Origin of the sequence: Haemophilus parainfluenzae, assembly GCF_003253005.1 — a bacterium.
Lineage (GTDB): Bacteria > Pseudomonadota > Gammaproteobacteria > Enterobacterales > Pasteurellaceae > Haemophilus_D > Haemophilus_D parainfluenzae_M.
Window position 1 is genome coordinate 197862 of record NZ_QEPZ01000002.1, and the last position, 16191, is coordinate 214052.

The 16191-nt window shown below is 41.3% G+C and carries 15 protein-coding genes, 2 other RNA genes and 4 pseudogenes; 13 read left to right on the forward strand and 8 right to left on the reverse strand.

Annotated features, from left to right (window positions below):
* Window positions 1-32: 32 nt before the first annotated feature.
* Both DPV97_RS03415 and DPV97_RS03420 read right to left on the reverse strand, forming a co-directional pair.
* Window positions 33-578, reverse strand: coding sequence for a KdsC family phosphatase (locus DPV97_RS03415; protein WP_049367444.1), 546 nt, complete (start codon window positions 576-578; stop codon window positions 33-35).
* Window positions 578-1513, reverse strand: a complete 936-nt coding sequence (locus DPV97_RS03420) for a KpsF/GutQ family sugar isomerase (RefSeq protein ID WP_005698585.1) — start codon at window positions 1511-1513, stop codon at window positions 578-580. Before DPV97_RS03420 ends, DPV97_RS03415 begins: the two co-directional genes overlap by 1 nt.
* 124 nt (window positions 1514-1637) lie before the next feature.
* Between DPV97_RS03420 and rnpB the strand changes: the two genes are divergently transcribed.
* An RNA gene (gene rnpB, locus DPV97_RS03425) (RNase P RNA component class A) lies at window positions 1638-2014 on the forward strand.
* A gap of 87 nt (window positions 2015-2101) precedes the next feature.
* On the opposite strand, the gene dinB is transcribed toward rnpB, so the two are convergent.
* Together dinB and DPV97_RS03435 are read right to left on the reverse strand one after the other, a co-directional pair.
* Complete coding sequence (gene dinB / locus DPV97_RS03430) at window positions 2102-3169, reverse strand: DNA polymerase IV (protein ID WP_111382883.1); 1068 nt, start codon at window positions 3167-3169, stop codon at window positions 2102-2104.
* 65 nt (window positions 3170-3234) lie between these two features.
* Window positions 3235-3756, reverse strand: coding sequence for a hypothetical protein (locus tag DPV97_RS03435; protein ID WP_070713875.1), 522 nt, complete (start codon window positions 3754-3756; stop codon window positions 3235-3237).
* Window positions 3757-3862: 106 nt separating this feature from the next.
* Here DPV97_RS03435 and ssrA point away from each other — a divergent pair.
* Window positions 3863-4228, forward strand: a transfer-messenger RNA (tmRNA) gene (gene ssrA / locus DPV97_RS03440).
* 200 nt (window positions 4229-4428) lie between these two features.
* Window positions 4429-5007, forward strand: a complete 579-nt coding sequence (locus DPV97_RS03445) for an NAD(P)H-dependent oxidoreductase (RefSeq protein ID WP_070713879.1) — start codon at window positions 4429-4431, stop codon at window positions 5005-5007.
* A 182-nt stretch (window positions 5008-5189) separates the two neighbouring features.
* Here DPV97_RS03445 and DPV97_RS03450 read toward each other — a convergent pair whose 3' ends face one another.
* Complete coding sequence (locus DPV97_RS03450) at window positions 5190-6143, reverse strand: GlxA family transcriptional regulator (protein WP_070713881.1); 954 nt, start codon at window positions 6141-6143, stop codon at window positions 5190-5192.
* 143 nt (window positions 6144-6286) lie between these two features.
* Between DPV97_RS03450 and DPV97_RS03455 the strand changes: the two genes are divergently transcribed.
* The 5 genes and pseudogenes from DPV97_RS03455 to DPV97_RS03480 all read left to right on the forward strand — a co-directional run bounded on the left by DPV97_RS03455 (window position 6287) and on the right by DPV97_RS03480 (window position 9955).
* The gene (locus DPV97_RS03455; protein ID WP_070713884.1) at window positions 6287-7138 is read left to right on the forward strand and encodes an MBL fold metallo-hydrolase; all 852 of its coding nucleotides are present in this window, start codon (window positions 6287-6289) and stop codon (window positions 7136-7138) included.
* A gap of 443 nt (window positions 7139-7581) precedes the next feature.
* Window positions 7582-7662: pseudogene (locus tag DPV97_RS09730) on the forward strand (hypothetical protein); the annotation flags it as partial.
* Between the two features lie 105 nt (window positions 7663-7767).
* Window positions 7768-7863, forward strand: a pseudogene (locus DPV97_RS09645) (peptide ABC transporter ATP-binding protein); the annotation flags it as partial.
* 11 nt (window positions 7864-7874) lie between these two features.
* Window positions 7875-8891 (forward strand): YeiH family protein, encoded by a 1017-nt coding sequence (locus DPV97_RS03465; RefSeq protein WP_070713890.1) that lies wholly within the window; start codon window positions 7875-7877, stop codon window positions 8889-8891.
* 848 nt (window positions 8892-9739) lie between these two features.
* The gene (locus DPV97_RS03480) at window positions 9740-9955 is read left to right on the forward strand and encodes an aminotransferase class IV (RefSeq protein WP_207798647.1); all 216 of its coding nucleotides are present in this window, start codon (window positions 9740-9742) and stop codon (window positions 9953-9955) included.
* Window positions 9956-9999: 44 nt separating this feature from the next.
* Here DPV97_RS03480 and DPV97_RS03485 read toward each other — a convergent pair whose 3' ends face one another.
* Window positions 10000-11457 carry a DUF389 domain-containing protein gene (locus tag DPV97_RS03485; RefSeq protein ID WP_070714912.1) on the reverse strand — a complete coding sequence of 486 codons (1458 nt, stop codon included), beginning with the start codon at window positions 11455-11457 and terminating at the stop codon, window positions 10000-10002.
* Between the two features lie 274 nt (window positions 11458-11731).
* Window positions 11732-12009 (reverse strand): annotated as a pseudogene (locus DPV97_RS03495) (IS1595 family transposase); the annotation flags it as partial.
* A 337-nt stretch (window positions 12010-12346) separates the two neighbouring features.
* Here DPV97_RS03495 and DPV97_RS03500 point away from each other — a divergent pair.
* The 3 genes and pseudogenes from DPV97_RS03500 to DPV97_RS03510 form a co-directional block, all read left to right on the forward strand.
* Window positions 12347-12475, forward strand: a pseudogene (locus tag DPV97_RS03500) (ABC transporter permease); the annotation flags it as partial.
* A complete protein-coding gene (locus DPV97_RS03505; protein WP_207798648.1) occupies window positions 12475-13167 on the forward strand; it encodes an ATP-binding cassette domain-containing protein in 693 nt (230 codons plus the stop codon). The pseudogene DPV97_RS03500 and the gene DPV97_RS03505, both read left to right, overlap by 1 nt.
* A gap of 309 nt (window positions 13168-13476) precedes the next feature.
* Complete coding sequence (locus DPV97_RS03510) at window positions 13477-14091, forward strand: CadD family cadmium resistance transporter (protein ID WP_003766668.1); 615 nt, start codon at window positions 13477-13479, stop codon at window positions 14089-14091.
* A gap of 108 nt (window positions 14092-14199) precedes the next feature.
* Here DPV97_RS03510 and DPV97_RS03515 read toward each other — a convergent pair whose 3' ends face one another.
* On the reverse strand, window positions 14200-14418 hold the full coding sequence (locus tag DPV97_RS03515; protein WP_070714682.1) for a hypothetical protein: 219 nt from the start codon (window positions 14416-14418) through the stop codon (window positions 14200-14202).
* 85 nt (window positions 14419-14503) lie between these two features.
* On the opposite strand from DPV97_RS03515, the gene DPV97_RS03520 reads away from it, so the two are divergent.
* Together DPV97_RS03520 and DPV97_RS03525 are read left to right on the forward strand one after the other, a co-directional pair.
* Window positions 14504-15412 (forward strand): AraC family transcriptional regulator, encoded by a 909-nt coding sequence (locus DPV97_RS03520; RefSeq protein WP_243585049.1) that lies wholly within the window; start codon window positions 14504-14506, stop codon window positions 15410-15412.
* A 181-nt stretch (window positions 15413-15593) separates the two neighbouring features.
* On the forward strand, window positions 15594-16130 hold the full coding sequence (locus DPV97_RS03525; RefSeq protein WP_005698563.1) for an elongation factor P hydroxylase: 537 nt from the start codon (window positions 15594-15596) through the stop codon (window positions 16128-16130).
* Window positions 16131-16191 lie beyond the last annotated feature (61 nt).

Here is a 16191-nt window from a genome sequence, read left to right on the forward strand (position 1 = left end):
GTGCGGTTATTTTTTAGGTATTTTGAGGAGTGCTATTGGCCCATATTTTTGACTGATTTTAAAAAGCCCTTAGCTGAAGTATAGACTTCATCTTTGCCCTGAGCATGTAAAATCATATCGGACATTTCACGAAAAGCCCCTTTTCCACCACCAAGGGCAAGCACATAATCCACGGCATTTTGCACATAAGGTGCAGAATCTGCCACGGCAAAAGAAAGGCCACAGGTTGCAAAAGCGGGGAGATCTACGCTGTCATCACCAATATAGGCCGTTTGTTCTGCAGTAACACCTGCTTGTTTCATGAGATCCAAACAAGCACTTTCTTTTTCAAGTTTACCAAGGAAGAACAACTTAATACCTAGATCGCTAATTCGCTTACGCAGGATCGCCGAATCTCTGCCCGATAATACGGCTACTTGAATACCTGCATCCATCAACATTTTGACACCAAGTCCATCGCGCACATGGAAACTTTTAATTGCTTCGCCATTTGCATCATAATGGAGTAGTCCGTCAGTTAATACGCCATCGACATCGGTGATGACCAATTTAATTTTCTTTAATTTTTCGTTAATCATTAGCTTGAGAACTCCACTAAGCCCACAACATTATTTTCATCATTGACCACAACAAGAGAGTGAATTTTCTTCTCTTTCATCAAGTCTTCTGCTTTCGCTAAAAATTCATTTTCATGAATAGTTTTCGGTGAAGAGGTCATAAGCTCTTTCGCGGTCTTGTTAAGTGTATCGGCACCGTTAGCCGTTAATGCTCGGCGCACATCACCATCGGTAATAATGCCTTTAAGTTGTTGGTTTTCCATGACTAATGCCACACCCATACGACCTTCATTCATAATAGTTAAGCAATCAGTGAAGCTGGTGTCTGGTGTGGTAATCGGTAATCGAGTTTGCATTTGATCTTTTACTTTGCATAACAAACGACGACCAAGGCTGCCACCTGGATGGAATTTCGCAAAGTCAGCAGGTTGGAAATGACGTGCCGTAATCAATGAAACCGCAAGAGCATCACCTAAGGCTAAAGTGACTAACGCAGAAGTGGTTGGTGCGAGATTGTTTGGACAGACTTCGCGTTCGACAGTGATATCTAAAACATAATCCGCATGGCGAGCAAGCGTTGAGTTTTTATTGCTGGTTAGGGCAATAATTTTATTACCAAAGTTTTTCAAACTTGGAATGAGTTTATTTACGTCATCAGTTTCACCGCTATAAGAAATCAGCATCACAATGTCGATGGGTTTTAGCATACCTAAATCGCCATGAAAGGCTTCAGTCGGGTGCAGGAAGAAACTTGGTGTCCCTGTAGAGGCAAAAGTCGCCACCATTTTTTTGCCAATTAGCCCCGATTTACCAATACCACCGATGACTAAACGACCTTCGCAAGCAAGGATAAGATCCACAACTTGAGAAAACTCATCATCCAAGCGTTGGCTTAGTTGTGCGAGTGCTTGGCTTTCAACAGAAAGCGTTTCTCGTGCGATTTGTAAATAATTCATAGGAAATCCTTATGATAAAAGTGCGGTTGAAAATAACCGTGTTTTGTAGGGCTATTCTAACGGAAGTTATTAAAAATAAGAATGAAAATTTGACCGCTCTTTGAATTCCCCCTATACTACGCCGCGAGTTGGTTAGACAATCGCTGGTTTATTGAAGCCCTTAACCGTGTTCGCACGACCTAGTGGGACAAGTAAACGAGAGGAAAGTCCGAGCTACAAAGGGCAGAGTGCCGGATAACGTCCGGGCGGCGTGAGCCGACGACCAGTGCAACAGAGAGCAGACCGCCGTGAAAACGGTAAGGGTGAAAGGGTGTGGTAAGAGCACACCGTGCCGTTGGTAACAACGTGCAGCAAGGTAAACTCCACTCGTAGCAAGACCAAATAGGAACTCAATGGGTGGCCCGTCCAGAGTTCGGGTAGGTTGCTTGAGCGACAGAGTAATTTGTCGCCTAGAGGAATGATTGTCCACGACAGAACTCGGCTTATCGACCAACTCAATAAATTCATCAAAAAATGACCGCACTTTTGTTTTTTCATTATCCTACTCGGGATGGAATGAATAAAAGTGTGGTCATTTTCTTTTGTGTTTTACCACAAGCTCATTTGTTCTAAATGGCTTTCTTCCGGTAAATTCACGTGTAATCCAACGAGACGAATGGACTTCCCATGGCTACGTTGCCAAATTTGTTCTAGTAATTGTTGAAAGCTTTTTAGTGATAAAGGCAAGCCTGTTTTTTCTAAGGTCGTCACCTGAAAATCTTCAAATTTTAATTTCACCCCAATTTTGCGAAAAGCGGTTAAAGGGATATTCGGCGTACTTCGTTCAATGCGACGAATAAGCTCGGCATAGAGATTATCTAACAATGCTATGCCTTGTTCGAGATGGCTAATATTTTCGGATAAAGTGCGTTCTACACCGATAGATTTTCGTTCTCGATGAGCTTGGACTTCACGATCATCGATGCCATGGCTAAAATCCCAAATTCGCTTACCCATTTTCCCGAAGATATTTAACAGAATAGATTGATCGAGTTTTTGCACATCTTCACAAGTTTCTAAGCCCATTTTCAATAAACGTTCAGAAGTGACTTTTCCCACACCAGGGATTTTCTTCAATGGCAGTGTTTTTACAAACTGTTCAACTTCATGAGGTTGAATTACAAATTGCCCATTTGGTTTATTCATATCGGAGGCAATTTTGGAGAGAAATTTAAGGGGCGCCACACCGGCAGAAGCGGTCAGCTTTAATTCATCAAAAATGGCTTGGCGAATTTCTTGTGCGATCCACGTGGCGGATCCTGAACATTGTGTACAATCCGTAACATCTAAATAAGCTTCATCTAAGGAAAGTGGCTCGATGATAGAAGTATAGCGCTGGAAGATTTGATGAATTTGTGCCGAAACTTGTTTATACAACGTCATATTCACAGGCACAAGAATGAGATTAGGACACTTTTTTATGGCTTGAGCCGTTGGCATTGCACTATGCAAACCAAATTTTCTCGCCTCATAATTACAAGTTGTTAATACACCACGTTGACGAGAAGAACCACCTACAGCAACAGGCTTTCCCTGCAAATTAGGATTTTCACGAATCTCAATCGATGCGTAAAAACAATCCATATCAATGTGAATAATTTTTTTATCTTGTGACATAAAAAAAGTGCGGTTAAATTTTATTTAGTATAACCGCACTTTAATTACTGTTCAAGCATACATATTTAATTATCAGAAACGACTTTCTTATCTTTAAACATGACTGAACGTTCAACTTTATAAACATGAATAGGTTCTTGCGTATTCATAAAAATTGAACGGTATTTTTCATCAATTTGAGTAAATGGAATTTGCAAATTAATTGTCAGTGTCTTCCCTGGCAACAAGGTATTTTCTAATTCTATTTGCATATCTTGGCTATGCACAACTTGACGATTATGCACATACACACTCATCCATTGAATATTTTGAATCGGGAATTCACTTTTATTCGTAATGGTATATTTAAAGCGAGAAAGCGCCTGACCATCCTCACCTACCACAATATCTCTATCGCCAACATCAATAGAAATCGTATAGTTAACATACTTAGGGTAGCTTTTTTCTACAGTTGCAGTTTTTTCTACAGTTGCAGTTTTTTCTACACTTTTAGGTTTTTCCTTTGAAACATTTTCTTTTGCAATTGCAGAAGAAATTGAACAACTAGCTACAAACAAAGCCAGTACTAAATATTTAAAAAATGACATTATTTTCTCCTATAAAAAAACGCCGAAATTTTACCCTAACTCACGCATTTAATAAATACCGCTCTTTTTCTTCTGCTTGTTTTTTGTTAGACTAGCACATAATTTTGGGGCTGATTCTGGATTCGACGGGATTAGCGAAGCCCAAGGTGCACGTCGAGGTGCGGTAGGCCTCGTAAATAAACCGCAAAAAAATAGTCGCAAACGACGAACAATACGCTTTAGCAGCTTAATAACCTGCTCATAGCCTTCGCTCCCCAGCTTCCGCTCGTAAGACGGGGATAAAGCGGAGTCAAACCAAAACGAGATCGTGTGGAAGCCGCTGTTTGAGGATCGAAGCACTAAATTGAATCAAACTAGCTTAAGTTTAGCGTGTCTGTCCGCATGCTTAAGTGAAATTAAAGACGAGACTAAACGTGTAGTACTGAAGGTAGAGTAATTTCGGACGCGGGTTCAACTCCCGCCAGCTCCACCATAAAATAAACCTATCAAGTCCTATTAAAGACTTTAAAGCCTTGAAAATAATGACTTCAAGGCTTTTTTATTGCGCTTTTAACTTCTATCAAACTCTCGAACTTGAGTAGTAAGTTTAATAGTTGGCGCTTATTGATTGGTTAAATTGTTGCATTAGTAAAGTGCTTCGTAATTGGTAAATTATCAGCTAAAGGAGAAAAAATGAATATTTTATTATTAGACGGTGGAAAAGAGTTTGGTCATTCACATGGCGAGTTGAACCACACACTTCACAAAAAAGCGAAAGAAGTTTTGACCGTACTTGGACACAATGTACAAGAAACCGTGATTGATGCCGGCTATGATGTTGAAGCAGAAATCGAAAAATTCTTGTGGATGGATGCCGTGATTTGGCAGATGCCAGGTTGGTGGATGCACGAACCTTGGACAGTGAAAAAATACATAGACGAAGTATTAACCGCGGGACACGGCAAGCTTTACCACAGTGATGGACGCCATCGTGTCAATCCGACTGAAGGCTACGGCACAGGTGGCTTGTTGCAAGGCAAAAAACACATGCTTTCGCTTACGTGGAATGCGCCTATTGAAGCGTTCACCCGCGAAGGTGACTTCTTCGAAGGAAAAGGCGTGGATGCGTTATACATGCACTTTCACAAACTCAACGAGTTCATCGGCTTGACCCGTCTGCCGACATTCTTATGTAACGATGTGATTAAAAATCCACAAGTAGAACAATACTTAGCAGACTACCAAGCACATTTGGAAAAAGTGTTCGGATAATTACAAAATATGAGTTTAGAAGGTGAGCATTTTAGCCCACCTTTTTTATTTTTATCTAATCAAATTTCCTAACGGGGAGAGGGAAGAGGAATAGACTGAGTTTAGATCACACAAGCGGTCTAATTTTGAATTGAATTTGCAAAAACATCTAAAAATCTGACCGCACTTTAAAATAAAAAGATCTAAACATCCTCAATTTGAAACTGCTTACGCCAGCGATTCGGTGAAATCTTATGTTTTTTCAAGAAGTGCTGACGCAAGGCGGTATCGCTATGAAATCCACTTTGTTCTGCAATATCAGTAATAGATAAATCTGTGCTTTCCAAAAGCTCTCTTGCTCGTTGTAGCCTTGCTTCAATTAACCATTGATTTAATGACATTCCGGTTGCTTTGCGAAAATGTCGGGTGAAAGTGCTACGGCTCATTGACAAACGTTCGGCAAGGCTATCAGTCGAATGAAGTGCGGTCAGATTTTCATTTAAATAAGCAAGCAACGCATTGATATTATGATTAGGTGTGGAACGAGAAATAGGGCGTTCGATAAATTGTGCTTGTCCGCCTTCACGATGAGGGGGGATAACCAGTATTCGGGCAATATGATTGGCAATTTTCACACCATATAATTTACGGACAATAGAAAGGCAACAATCCATGGAAGCTGCCGTTCCTGCTGAGGTAATCAGTCTATCTTGTTCTAAATAAATGGGATTTAAATCCCATTTCACCTGCGGAAAGCGACTAGTAAAATCACTATCTCCCAACCAATGTGTAGTTGCTTTTTTGCCGTTAAGTAGACCACTGCACGCTAACACATAGGCGCCATAACATAAACCCACTATTGTCGCACCACGTTGATACGCTTGCCGTAACGCTGTTAATAAAGCCTCACTCGGCATCACTTGAGTATCATGCCATCCAGTCATCACAACAATATCGGCATTCTCTAACCATTCTAAACCACCATCTAAATGTATGTGAAATAGCGAGTTTGTCAGGTTGTCCGAATCGCTAACGATTTTACACTCAAATAACGGCTTGCCGTTTAAATCCGACATAGAAAAAACGGAATATGCCATCGCAAAGTGAATGGGCATCATTTGTTCATACACAATCAAAGCAACTCTGGGTTTATTCATTTTATTTCTCCTACTTTGATATGAGCATAACACAGAAATGACCCGATTATTACGTTTATTGATTTTTTATCTATTTTTGAGCAGTTTTGTTCTCACTATAATATGTTTATTCATTCAATAACGTATATAGAAAAGGAAAAACAATGAACTTAAAAACCTTAATTAGCGCAAATACTTTCGCTGTAGATCTTGCCTCTAAAAACACTGATAGCTATCAACATATCCGCAATGCCACTGGTCGCCTGAACTACGCAGGGAAAACTTTTTTAATTGATCCGATGCTTGCTGAAAAAGGACGTTATGCAGGCTTTAAGGGGACATTAAATAGCCATTTGCGTAATCCACTTGTGGAATTGCCGATGAAAGTAGAAGATACTTTCAAAGATATTGATGCCATTATTTTGACTCATACACATGAAGATCATTGGGATGAGGTTGCACAAAAAATTTTACCTAAATCCATCAAAATTTTTGTGCAGCATGAACGGGATGGCGATCTACTCAAAGCGCAAGGTTTTACAAACATAACCAGTTTATCGTTGGAAAAACCGGTGGAGTTTGAAGGTATTATTTTAAATAAAACCGGTGGTTCTCACGGTACAACGGAAATGTACGCTGTGCCACAATTGGCTGAGATTCTAGATGAGGCAATGGGCGTAATATTCCAAGCGAAAGGTCATCCAACTGTTTACTTAGTTGGTGACACAATTTGGACTGCTGAAGTAAACAAAACCATTAATCGTTATAAACCTGATGTAATGATTATGAACACTGGTGATGCGCGTACCTTAGCTTTTCCAAATGATGGCATTATTATGGGGTTACAAGATGTTGCTCATGCTCGTCAAATGCTACCGAATACAAAACTTATCACGGTGCACATGGATGCGGTAAACCATATGTCTGTGTACCGTAAGGATTTACGCCAATTTGTCCAAGCAAACAAGCTTGAAAATATAGCAATTCCAGAAGATGGTGAAACAGTGAAGTTTTAAAAACAAGCGGTCAAGTTTTGATGGAGATTTGCAAAACACCTAAAAATTTGACCGCACTTTGTTATAAAAAAGCCGTCTGAATTTTCAGACGGCCTTTGATTATAGCCAGGCAAAGTCAGGCTATAAAAACCATACGCTATGCGTATGGAGACAAATAGCTTAAGCGATGAACAGAAAAAAATCCTCGCTATATAATGAACAAGGCTGACAACCAAACTTCAACATATAGGAGGATTATTTACCCCTCGTAGCGTGCATCTTGATGCACGACCGAATCACGCACGGAACGTTATTTAACCCTTTCGGGCATTCACGATTTCGTGCAACAAGTTGCACGCTACAATTCTTAAACCGACAGAATGCCCGATTATTCACAGCGACCAAGGTGTATTGTATGGCACGGCGGAATGGGTAAAGATGTTGGAGGGTAAAGGGTGCAAAGTATGAGTCGCCGAGGAAATTGCTACGATAATGCGGTGATTGAAAGTTTTTTTGCGATACTAAAATCAGAGTGCTTTTACTCTCGGACTTATCATTCAATTGCTGAATTACAGGCTGCGCCAAGTATTCCAACATTTTTAACTGAAAATGGCTTAACTTATTGCACCCACGCTTCAGGTTTTTCATTTAATCCACAAACTGATGTTACTCGTCGCTTAGTCGAAAGCTATTTTGGCAAAATTTTAGATAAAACCGCTTGGGTAAAAGACAAAAACACTCACTAAGGAAAGGAAAAATGAACACTCGTCCCTTTTATTTCGGACTTATATTTATTGCGATTATCGCTATACTTGCTAACTATTTAGGAAACACTGATTTTTCCCATCATTATCATATCAGTGCTTTAATTATTGCCATCTTGCTGGGAATGGCAATCGGCAATACCATTTATCCGCAATTTTCAACACGAGTGGAAAAAGGCGTTTTGTTTGCCAAAGGCACGCTTCTTCGCACTGGCATTGTGCTGTATGGTTTCTGCCTCACTTTTGGCGATATTGCCGATGTAGGATTAAATGCTGTTGTCACTGATGCGATTATGCTAATTTCAACCTTCTTTTTTACCGCACTTTTAGGCATTCGTTATCTAAAAATGGATAAACAATTGGTTTATCTCACTGGAGCAGGATGTAGTATTTGTGGTGCGGCAGCGGTTATGGCGGCAGAGCCTGTTACCAAAGCAGAATCTCATAAAGTTTCAGTGGCGATTGCCGTAGTGGTCATTTTCGGGACGCTTGCTATTTTTACTTACCCCTTGTTCTACACGTGGTCACAAGATTTAATTAACGCCCATCAATTCGGTATTTATGTTGGTTCTAGTGTACACGAAGTGGCTCAAGTGTATGCGATTGGGGAAAATATTGATCCTATCGTGGCGAATACTGCCGTCATTTCCAAAATGATCCGAGTGATGATGCTCGCACCATTTTTATTAATGCTTTCTTGGTTATTAACACGTAGTGATGGGGTATCAGAAAATACCTCACACAAAATTACAATTCCTTGGTTTGCTGTACTTTTTATTGGCGTTGCGATTTTTAATTCTTTTGATTTATTACCAAAAGAACTTGTAAACTTATTAGTTGAAATCGATTCTTTCTTATTAATTTCAGCGATGGCTGCGCTCGGCTTAACTACACAAGCAAGCGCAATCAAGAAAGCAGGATTAAAACCTCTGATTTTAGGAATACTAATTTATTTATGGCTAGTGGTTGGTGGATTTTTAGTGAATTATGGAATATCAAAATTAATATAAAATTCACTTAAGATTGACCGCACTTTGATCTGCACCCCAAAACCTGGACCCCACGATAGCGCGCGTTTCCTAACGCGTGCCTGAAAATCAATTTCGTTTGATTCAGATTTTTACTATTTTCATGAATAACTTCAATTTGCTTATTTTTTAGATAGATAAAACTACGCGTCAGAAGGAGGGGCTATCTGGGGAGCCGTTGGCAAAGCCAACGTTCAGAATCCTTTTGATTTTATAACCGCACTTTTTTGTCATTAGAAGAAAATGAAGAACTTAAACAGGTAATCACTTTATCGCCAAATATCACTTTTCCGGTAAACTTTATTCGTGAGCTTGCCTCGGGATTTTGCTAATTTCGAAACCACAATGGATTGTAATGGCACAAGCGAGGACGCTTGCGCTATCAGGGGGGAAATCCCCTAAATGTCTTGGTGGGAATTTAGGGGATTTTGGGGAATTTTGCAAAGGTCTCAAAATACTCTTGTTTCGGCAAGTGAAAAGAAGGCCGTCTGAAAAACGAATATTAAAGTTTTTCAGACGGCCTTCTTTTCTTTTAACTTTCAACATATCCCGATAAAATGGACACTTTGTAAGTGATCATTGATGGAAGACGCAATTATGGCAACTGAACCGAAAAATTATACACGATTTAGAAAATAATTTCAAACAAAACAATATATTAAAACTCAAACAAATCTTTCCTGAAGTCTTTTGCGAAGACCAAATCGACTTTGAGAAACTCAAACTCGTCCTTGGCGCAGAAAACCTTGCCGGTGTGGGCGAACGTTATCAACTCGATGCTGTAGAAACTAGTAGCGTTGTTTACAGTATTTCCAGGAGAATACTGAAACATGAACATGCACAAAAACACCCGTCTCACCCCGTCTCTGGATTTGGATATCCTCAACGGCATCATGCGCCAAGCCGTGTTGCAGCAGCTGCAAACCTACTTGGGCGCGGACACCATCATCGAAACACACATCACCCGCGACATGCTCGAACGCGCAGAAAAAATCCGCCTCTCCAACGCCTTGAGAGGCGTGTTTGAGGCGGATTTGGTGTACTAGGAACAATCAATGATTTCTCGGAAATGTATAAAGCCTGAAGGCGATTATTCGTTAGACGGTTTATCTGTCTGAGACTTGTGCGTTTGCAATATGCGCACTACCTTACCCTCATAACGCTGGCGTAACCACGCCTGTATCCGCTCGTAATCTTTGGCAGGTAGTGGCTGCTCCAATTCGAGAGAGACAACGACGATATCGTCATATGTATCTGTCTTCGGTTCTGCGTTTTTTTGGCTTTCAGACTGTTCGGAAACAGGCGTTGTTTGCGCTTTATCCCAAGCCAAGCCGCGTCCGACAACGATTTTTTCCGCTTCCGGATATTGGGCTTTTAATTCCTTAAGTACCGCTGCATCGTCGATATCGGAGGCTTTGCCTGCCAGTACGGTATCGATATAGGCCTGTTGCTCTTTCAGCTCATTTTGCTGCTGAACCGGGTTGTTTTGGCTTGCCAGCAATTCTTTGATTTTGGCATTGTTCCCTCCCGCATAGATCACGTTGACCTTCGGCTCTTTCACCCCCGACGCTTCAAGGCTTTTCACCAGCAAGGCGGAAATTTTCTCGGCATTGCCCGTTCCATTGACAACCAGACTGACTTTATTTTCTCTATGGTTCAACATCTTACGCAGCACGAAAAAACCTTCCTGTTGCTGCACAGTGGCGATGGCGGCATTGGCTCTGGTTTTGAAGATTTCCTGACGCACCAGTCCTGATGCCATATAGCCGCTCGGAATCATCACAGCCAACACGACGGCAGTAATAATGATGCTGTGCAACCGGCGTTTGGATTCCTTTACCAACCCCCTGCGCGGCAGCTTGAGCAGCTTGGAAAACAACAAGGTCGAAAAAGCGATGAACACGCAGTTGATGGCAAAAAGATATGAAGCACCGAGAAAGTAGTGCCAGTTGCCATGTGCCAGTCCGTAGCCCGCAGTACACAGGGGCGGCATCAATGCGGTAGCAATCGCCACACCCGGTATGGCATTGCCTCCCTCTTTTCGGGTCAGCGCCACAATACCCGCACTACCGCCGAAGAAGGCAATCAACACATCCCAAAGGGTCGGCTGAGTACGCGCCAAAAGCTCGCTTTGCGCATCTTCAAGCGGGGTTAACAGGAAATACAACGTAGCGGTAATCACGCTGATGACGACGAATATAATAATATTGCGCATGGCTTGACGGATCAGCGCAGTATCCCCTACCGCCAAACCGTAACCCATACCTACAATCGGCCCCATCAACGGCGAAATCAACATCGCGCCGATCACTACCGCCGTGCTGTTTACATTCAGACCGATACTCGACACGGCAATGGCAAACATCAATACCCACATATTGGTTCCGGTCACCCGAGTATTGGCGCGGATGACGGCATCAATTTTATCGGGATGGGCCTGGTCATGCTCAAGATTGAACACATTTTGCAACTTGGTCATGGCACTATTGTCTTCTTTTAGCTGGTTTTCTTGTTCTTCTTGGTTTTTAATGTTTTCTTGGTCTTGCATTTTCATCCTTAAATCAATCTTAACGATTGTCTCTGAATATTTAATTAACTGGAATTTCGGATACTGATAATTATGCTTGATAACTAAGTTCGAATATAATTAAACAGATACCTTGCAGAATATTAACATATACCCGAAAACGCTGACAACGCTGATCCTGCGTAGGCCTTCACGAAACCAGCATATGCAAAAACCTTCTCTCAAATCCAATTCCTACTTTTTCAGCAGCAACCGCCATCAAAATTTTTTAAGGGGCTGTACTAGTAGATTAGCCCTAAATTCCACACCATTTTTGCAGGATTTTAAGCTGTTGAGACGATGTGCCGAAGTTAAATCGAAATTCGCATTCTTTCAAGAACAGCGGGAACGATTTGCGATCGATTCCATTGTATTTGCGTAAGACGCGTTTTGCCTGATTCCAAAAGTTCTCAATGCCGTTAATGTGGTTCTGACGGTCGGCAAATTCCTTGGAATGGTTGATGCGGTAATGGTGAAACCGCTCACGTCTAACTTGTTATAGCTGCTCAGACTATCCGTGTAAACAATGCTGTCCCACGATAGCGCGCGTTTCCTAACGCGTGCCTGAAAATCAATTTCGTTTGATTCAGATTTTTACTATTTTCATGAATAACTTCAATTTGCTTATTTTTTAGATAGATAAAACTACGCGTCAGAAGGGGGGGCTATCTGGGGAGCCGTTGGCAAAGCCAACGTTCAGAATCCTTTTGATTTTATGACCGCACTTTTTTGTCATTAGAAGAAAATGAAGAACTTAAACAGGTAATCACTTTATCGCCAAATATCACTTTTCCGGTAAACTTTATTCGTGAGCTTGCCTCGGGATTTTGCTAACTCCGAAACCACAATAGATTGTAATGGCACAAGCGAGGACGCTTGCGCTATCAGGGGGACTTCGACGGTGATGGCTTATGTGGTGTTGGTTATCGTGTTTGTGTCACTGTTTGAATACCTGATTACCAAGCCTTTGGAAATTTTGTTTATGCCGTGGAGAAGGTGATGCTCTGTCTTGAAAACGTGCGTTTTGAAATTCTCCGTGACCCCATCGTGCACGATTTCAGTTTGAACCAGCAACATGGCGAAGTGAAAGCTTTGTTCGGGCCGAGCGGCTGTGGCAAGACGACGGTTTTGCGTTTGATTGCGGGCTTGGAAACGCCGAAATCGGGCACGATACGCAATACTTTCCGCAAAACGGGTTTTCTGTTTCAGGAAAACCGCCTGCCGGAAAACTTGACCGCGATGCAGAATATCGCTATTTTTATGGACAAACCCGATGAAGGCGAAATCATCGCGCTGGCGGCGAAAGTCGGGCTGACTGCGGGCGATTTGAACAAATATCCGACCGAATTGTCCGGCGGCATGGCGAAACGGGTAGCATTTTTGCGCCTGCTGCTGTGCGGCTGCGACCTTGCCTTGCTGGACGAGCCGTTCGTCGGTTTGGACCGCGATTTGCGCGATATTTTGGTCGCCATGCTGGTGGAAAAAATCGAGCGGCAGGGCATGACGTGTATGCTGGTAACGCACGACCGCTTCAAAGCCGCACGCCTGAGCCATGAAATCATGCTGCTTTCCACTAAGGGCATGAACGTGCAAAACGTGATTACCCTGCCTACGCTGCTGTCCAAACGCGATTCGGCTTTTGAAGAAGCCGTGGTGGCAAGAGAGTTTCAGGGGATTCATTATTATGAGTGATAGGAATTTAAATTTCTGACAAACCTTGCGGTTCGTTGCCCTCTCCCTAACCCTCTCCCACGGGGAAAGGGGATCAGGTTTCTCAAAATCAGAGAGCCGTAGAATTGGGAATCAGATGTCAGGTAAACCTGAAAATGTTCAGGCTCGACAGCCCAATTCCCTCTCCCCGTGGGAGAGGGCTAGGGAGAGGGTAAGCAAGCCGCAGGCTTGCCTCTTCAGCGAAAGATACGAATCTGTTATCCGAACGCGATTCGGTTTTTGAAAAAGCCGTGGTGCCAAGGGGGCAGGGGATTCATTATGAGGTGCTTTATGTTTTCGACTGTGATTACTGCTGCTGTTTTATATATTGCTACAGCAGTAGATTTGTTGGTAATACTATTAATATTTTTTGCTAGAGCAAATACTAGAAAAGAATATCGAGATATTTATATCGGACAATATTTAGGTTCTGTAATTTTAATATTAGTTAGTTTATTTCTAGCTTTTGTTTTGAATTATGTTCCGGAAAAATGGGTGTTGGGTTTATTAGGTTTAATACCGATTTACTTAGGTATTAAAGTTGCTATTTACGACGATTGTGAGGGCGAAAAAAGAGCTAAAAAAGAATTGGATGAAAAAGGGTTGTCAAAATTAGTCGGTATTGTTGCTTTGGTTACAGTTGCTAGTTGTGGTGCAGATAATATTGGACTTTTTGTTCCTTACTTTGTGACTTTAGATCTTGTCGACTTATTAGTTACTCTTCTTGTATTTTTAATATTGATTTTTGTTTTAGTATATACAGCACAAAGATTGGCTAATATTTCAGGTGTTGGTGAAATTGTAGAGAAGTTTAGTCGTTGGATAATGGCTGTTATTTATATTGGTTTAGGGTTATTTATTATTATTGAAAATAATACAATTCAAACAATAATATCAATAATATGAATGATACGGGCATTTGAGTATCTGACAAACCTTCGGCTTGCTTCTTCAATACAAGATACAACCCTGTCCGCCCAATAAATCCATATCCGAAAGCATCTTCATGCAGAATTAAGCCAAACCATGAATAAGTTTTTCACCCACCCCATGCGGCCGTTTTTCGTCGGTGCGGCGGTGCTTGCCATACTCGGCGCGTTGGTGTTTTTCATCAGCTCCGGTGCCGTCATTTTGAAATGAAACCAAATCAAAGCCGATTGAATCACCGTCCACTTGGGTACGACCATCACGTTCGCCGGTTGCTGTTGCTGATGTTTTGTAGAAAATTTTCATGATATTGTCCTCAATTCAATATTGGTTAAATGTTTTGGCGTACTGCCGTTGAAAGTGAGTTCATTATATTGAACGGCAATATGAAGTGTTATATGATTCACCCAAATTATTTGCCTATTCCTACAAAATTATGTTCTCAACTGAAACGATAGAACGCTTATTAAAAGTTATTCCACATAACGAACTCTATTCATCACCGATTAAAGGCTTATTTCTTCGCCATTCAGATCAACCATTTTGTTACGAAGGTATTATTCAAGAGCCGAGCATTTGCATCGTGTTAAGCGGAGAACGTGAAGTGCAGCTAGGCGAACAATGCTATCGATTTGACAATCAACACTTTATGTTCTGCCCAGTCAATGTACCGATGCGTGGTGAGATTAAATATGCAGAGCCGCAAAAGCCGTTTTTAGTGATTTCGATGAAAATTGATATTGAGAGCGTTAGCAAGATTTTATTAGCAAATCCAAACCTTGCAGATGATGTCCAAAAGGGCGACGAAGGTTTTGCACAATGGCATTTGGATGAATCTCTCAAAAATGCTGTTGAACGCTTATTATTCTTGCACGAAAATCCAAAAGATATTGGGTTTCTTGCACCGCTTATCCAACAAGAAATATATTATCGACTCCTTACAGGCGAACAAGGTGGCAAATTTAAAGCCATGGTAAGCAATGGATCTCACACCAAAAAAATCGCCCAAGCCACTTACTATCTGCAACAACATTTTAGTGAAACCATCACCGTGGAAACCTTGGCAAATTTAAGTGGTATGTCATTATCTGGCTTTCATAGCCATTTCAAGAAGATAACCAGCCTTTCACCGCTGCAATATCAAAAATCCTTACGTTTGATGGAAGCCAGACGCCTAATTGCTCAAGAAGGAAGAGCTATAACCGAAAGCGCTTACCAAGTCGGCTACGAGTCACCTAGCCAATTCAGCCGTGAATACAAACGGTATTTCGGGCATGCGCCCAAGGGGGATATTAAATAGATGGGGCTTAAAGATAGGTTTAAAAACACCTAAAAATTTGACCGCACTTTATGATGAAAAAAATCTGAAACGTTAATTTCAGACGTTTTTTATTTAACCAAGATTTTGTGAAAAACATTAAAAATGAGATAATTCTCAAACCTTTTAAGAGGCTTTATTTATAAAAATATTTGGAGAAAGCATGGAACACAAACTTGAGGATATCATTGCGATTTTTAATCAATGTTTTGAAGAAGAATATAATACGCGATTGGTTAAAGGTGGGGATGAGCCGATTTACATTCCTGCAAATGATGAGGTGCCTTATAACGCCATTTACTTTGCGAGAGGCTTTTACAGCAGTGCATTACATGAAATTGCCCATTGGTTAGTGGCGGGGAAAGAACGCCGTAAATTAGAAGATTTTGGCTATTGGTATGAGCCGGATGGCCGTTCAGAAGATCGTCAGCGTGATTTTGAAAAGGTTGAAGTGAAGCCTCAAGCATTGGAATGGATTTTAGCCACTGCTGCCGGTTTCCGATATTTCGCTAGTGCGGATAATTTGAATGGCAATCCAGGAGATACGCAACCATTTAAGCAAGCGGTATATGAACAAGTAAAAACCTATGCAGAAAAAGGCTTACCAAAACGTGCCGAAACCTTGCGTCATGCCTTGGCTCAATTTTATGGCACAGAAGATCGAATTGATTTAGCGAAATTTGATGTTACTCGCATCTAAAGTGCAGTCATTTTTAGGCAGATTTTGCGTCTGTCAATTTTCCTTAAAATCGGCTAGAATA

Bases quoted from the DNA above. Each gene is read 5' to 3' on its own strand.
- DPV97_RS03465 (WP_070713890.1), top strand. From the start codon at position 7,875: ATGAACACTCGTCCCTTTTATTTCGGACTTATATTTATTGCGATTATC.
- DPV97_RS03445 (WP_070713879.1), top strand. From the start codon at position 4,429: ATGAATATTTTATTATTAGACGGTGGAAAAGAGTTTGGTCATTCACAT.
- DPV97_RS03525 (WP_005698563.1), top strand. From the start codon at position 15,594: ATGGAACACAAACTTGAGGATATCATTGCGATTTTTAATCAATGTTTT.
- DPV97_RS03505 (WP_207798648.1), top strand. From the start codon at position 12,475: ATGCTCTGTCTTGAAAACGTGCGTTTTGAAATTCTCCGTGACCCCATC.
- DPV97_RS03435 (WP_070713875.1), bottom strand. From the start codon at position 3,756: ATGTCATTTTTTAAATATTTAGTACTGGCTTTGTTTGTAGCTAGTTGT.
- dinB (WP_111382883.1), bottom strand. From the start codon at position 3,169: ATGTCACAAGATAAAAAAATTATTCACATTGATATGGATTGTTTTTAC.
- DPV97_RS03450 (WP_070713881.1), bottom strand. From the start codon at position 6,143: ATGAATAAACCCAGAGTTGCTTTGATTGTGTATGAACAAATGATGCCC.
- DPV97_RS03510 (WP_003766668.1), top strand. From the start codon at position 13,477: ATGTTTTCGACTGTGATTACTGCTGCTGTTTTATATATTGCTACAGCA.
- DPV97_RS03515 (WP_070714682.1), bottom strand. From the start codon at position 14,418: ATGAAAATTTTCTACAAAACATCAGCAACAGCAACCGGCGAACGTGAT.
- DPV97_RS03455 (WP_070713884.1), top strand. From the start codon at position 6,287: ATGAACTTAAAAACCTTAATTAGCGCAAATACTTTCGCTGTAGATCTT.
- DPV97_RS03415 (WP_049367444.1), bottom strand. From the start codon at position 578: ATGATTAACGAAAAATTAAAGAAAATTAAATTGGTCATCACCGATGTC.
- DPV97_RS03485 (WP_070714912.1), bottom strand. From the start codon at position 11,457: ATGCAAGACCAAGAAAACATTAAAAACCAAGAAGAACAAGAAAACCAG.
- DPV97_RS03420 (WP_005698585.1), bottom strand. From the start codon at position 1,513: ATGAATTATTTACAAATCGCACGAGAAACGCTTTCTGTTGAAAGCCAA.
- DPV97_RS03480 (WP_207798647.1), top strand. From the start codon at position 9,740: ATGAACATGCACAAAAACACCCGTCTCACCCCGTCTCTGGATTTGGAT.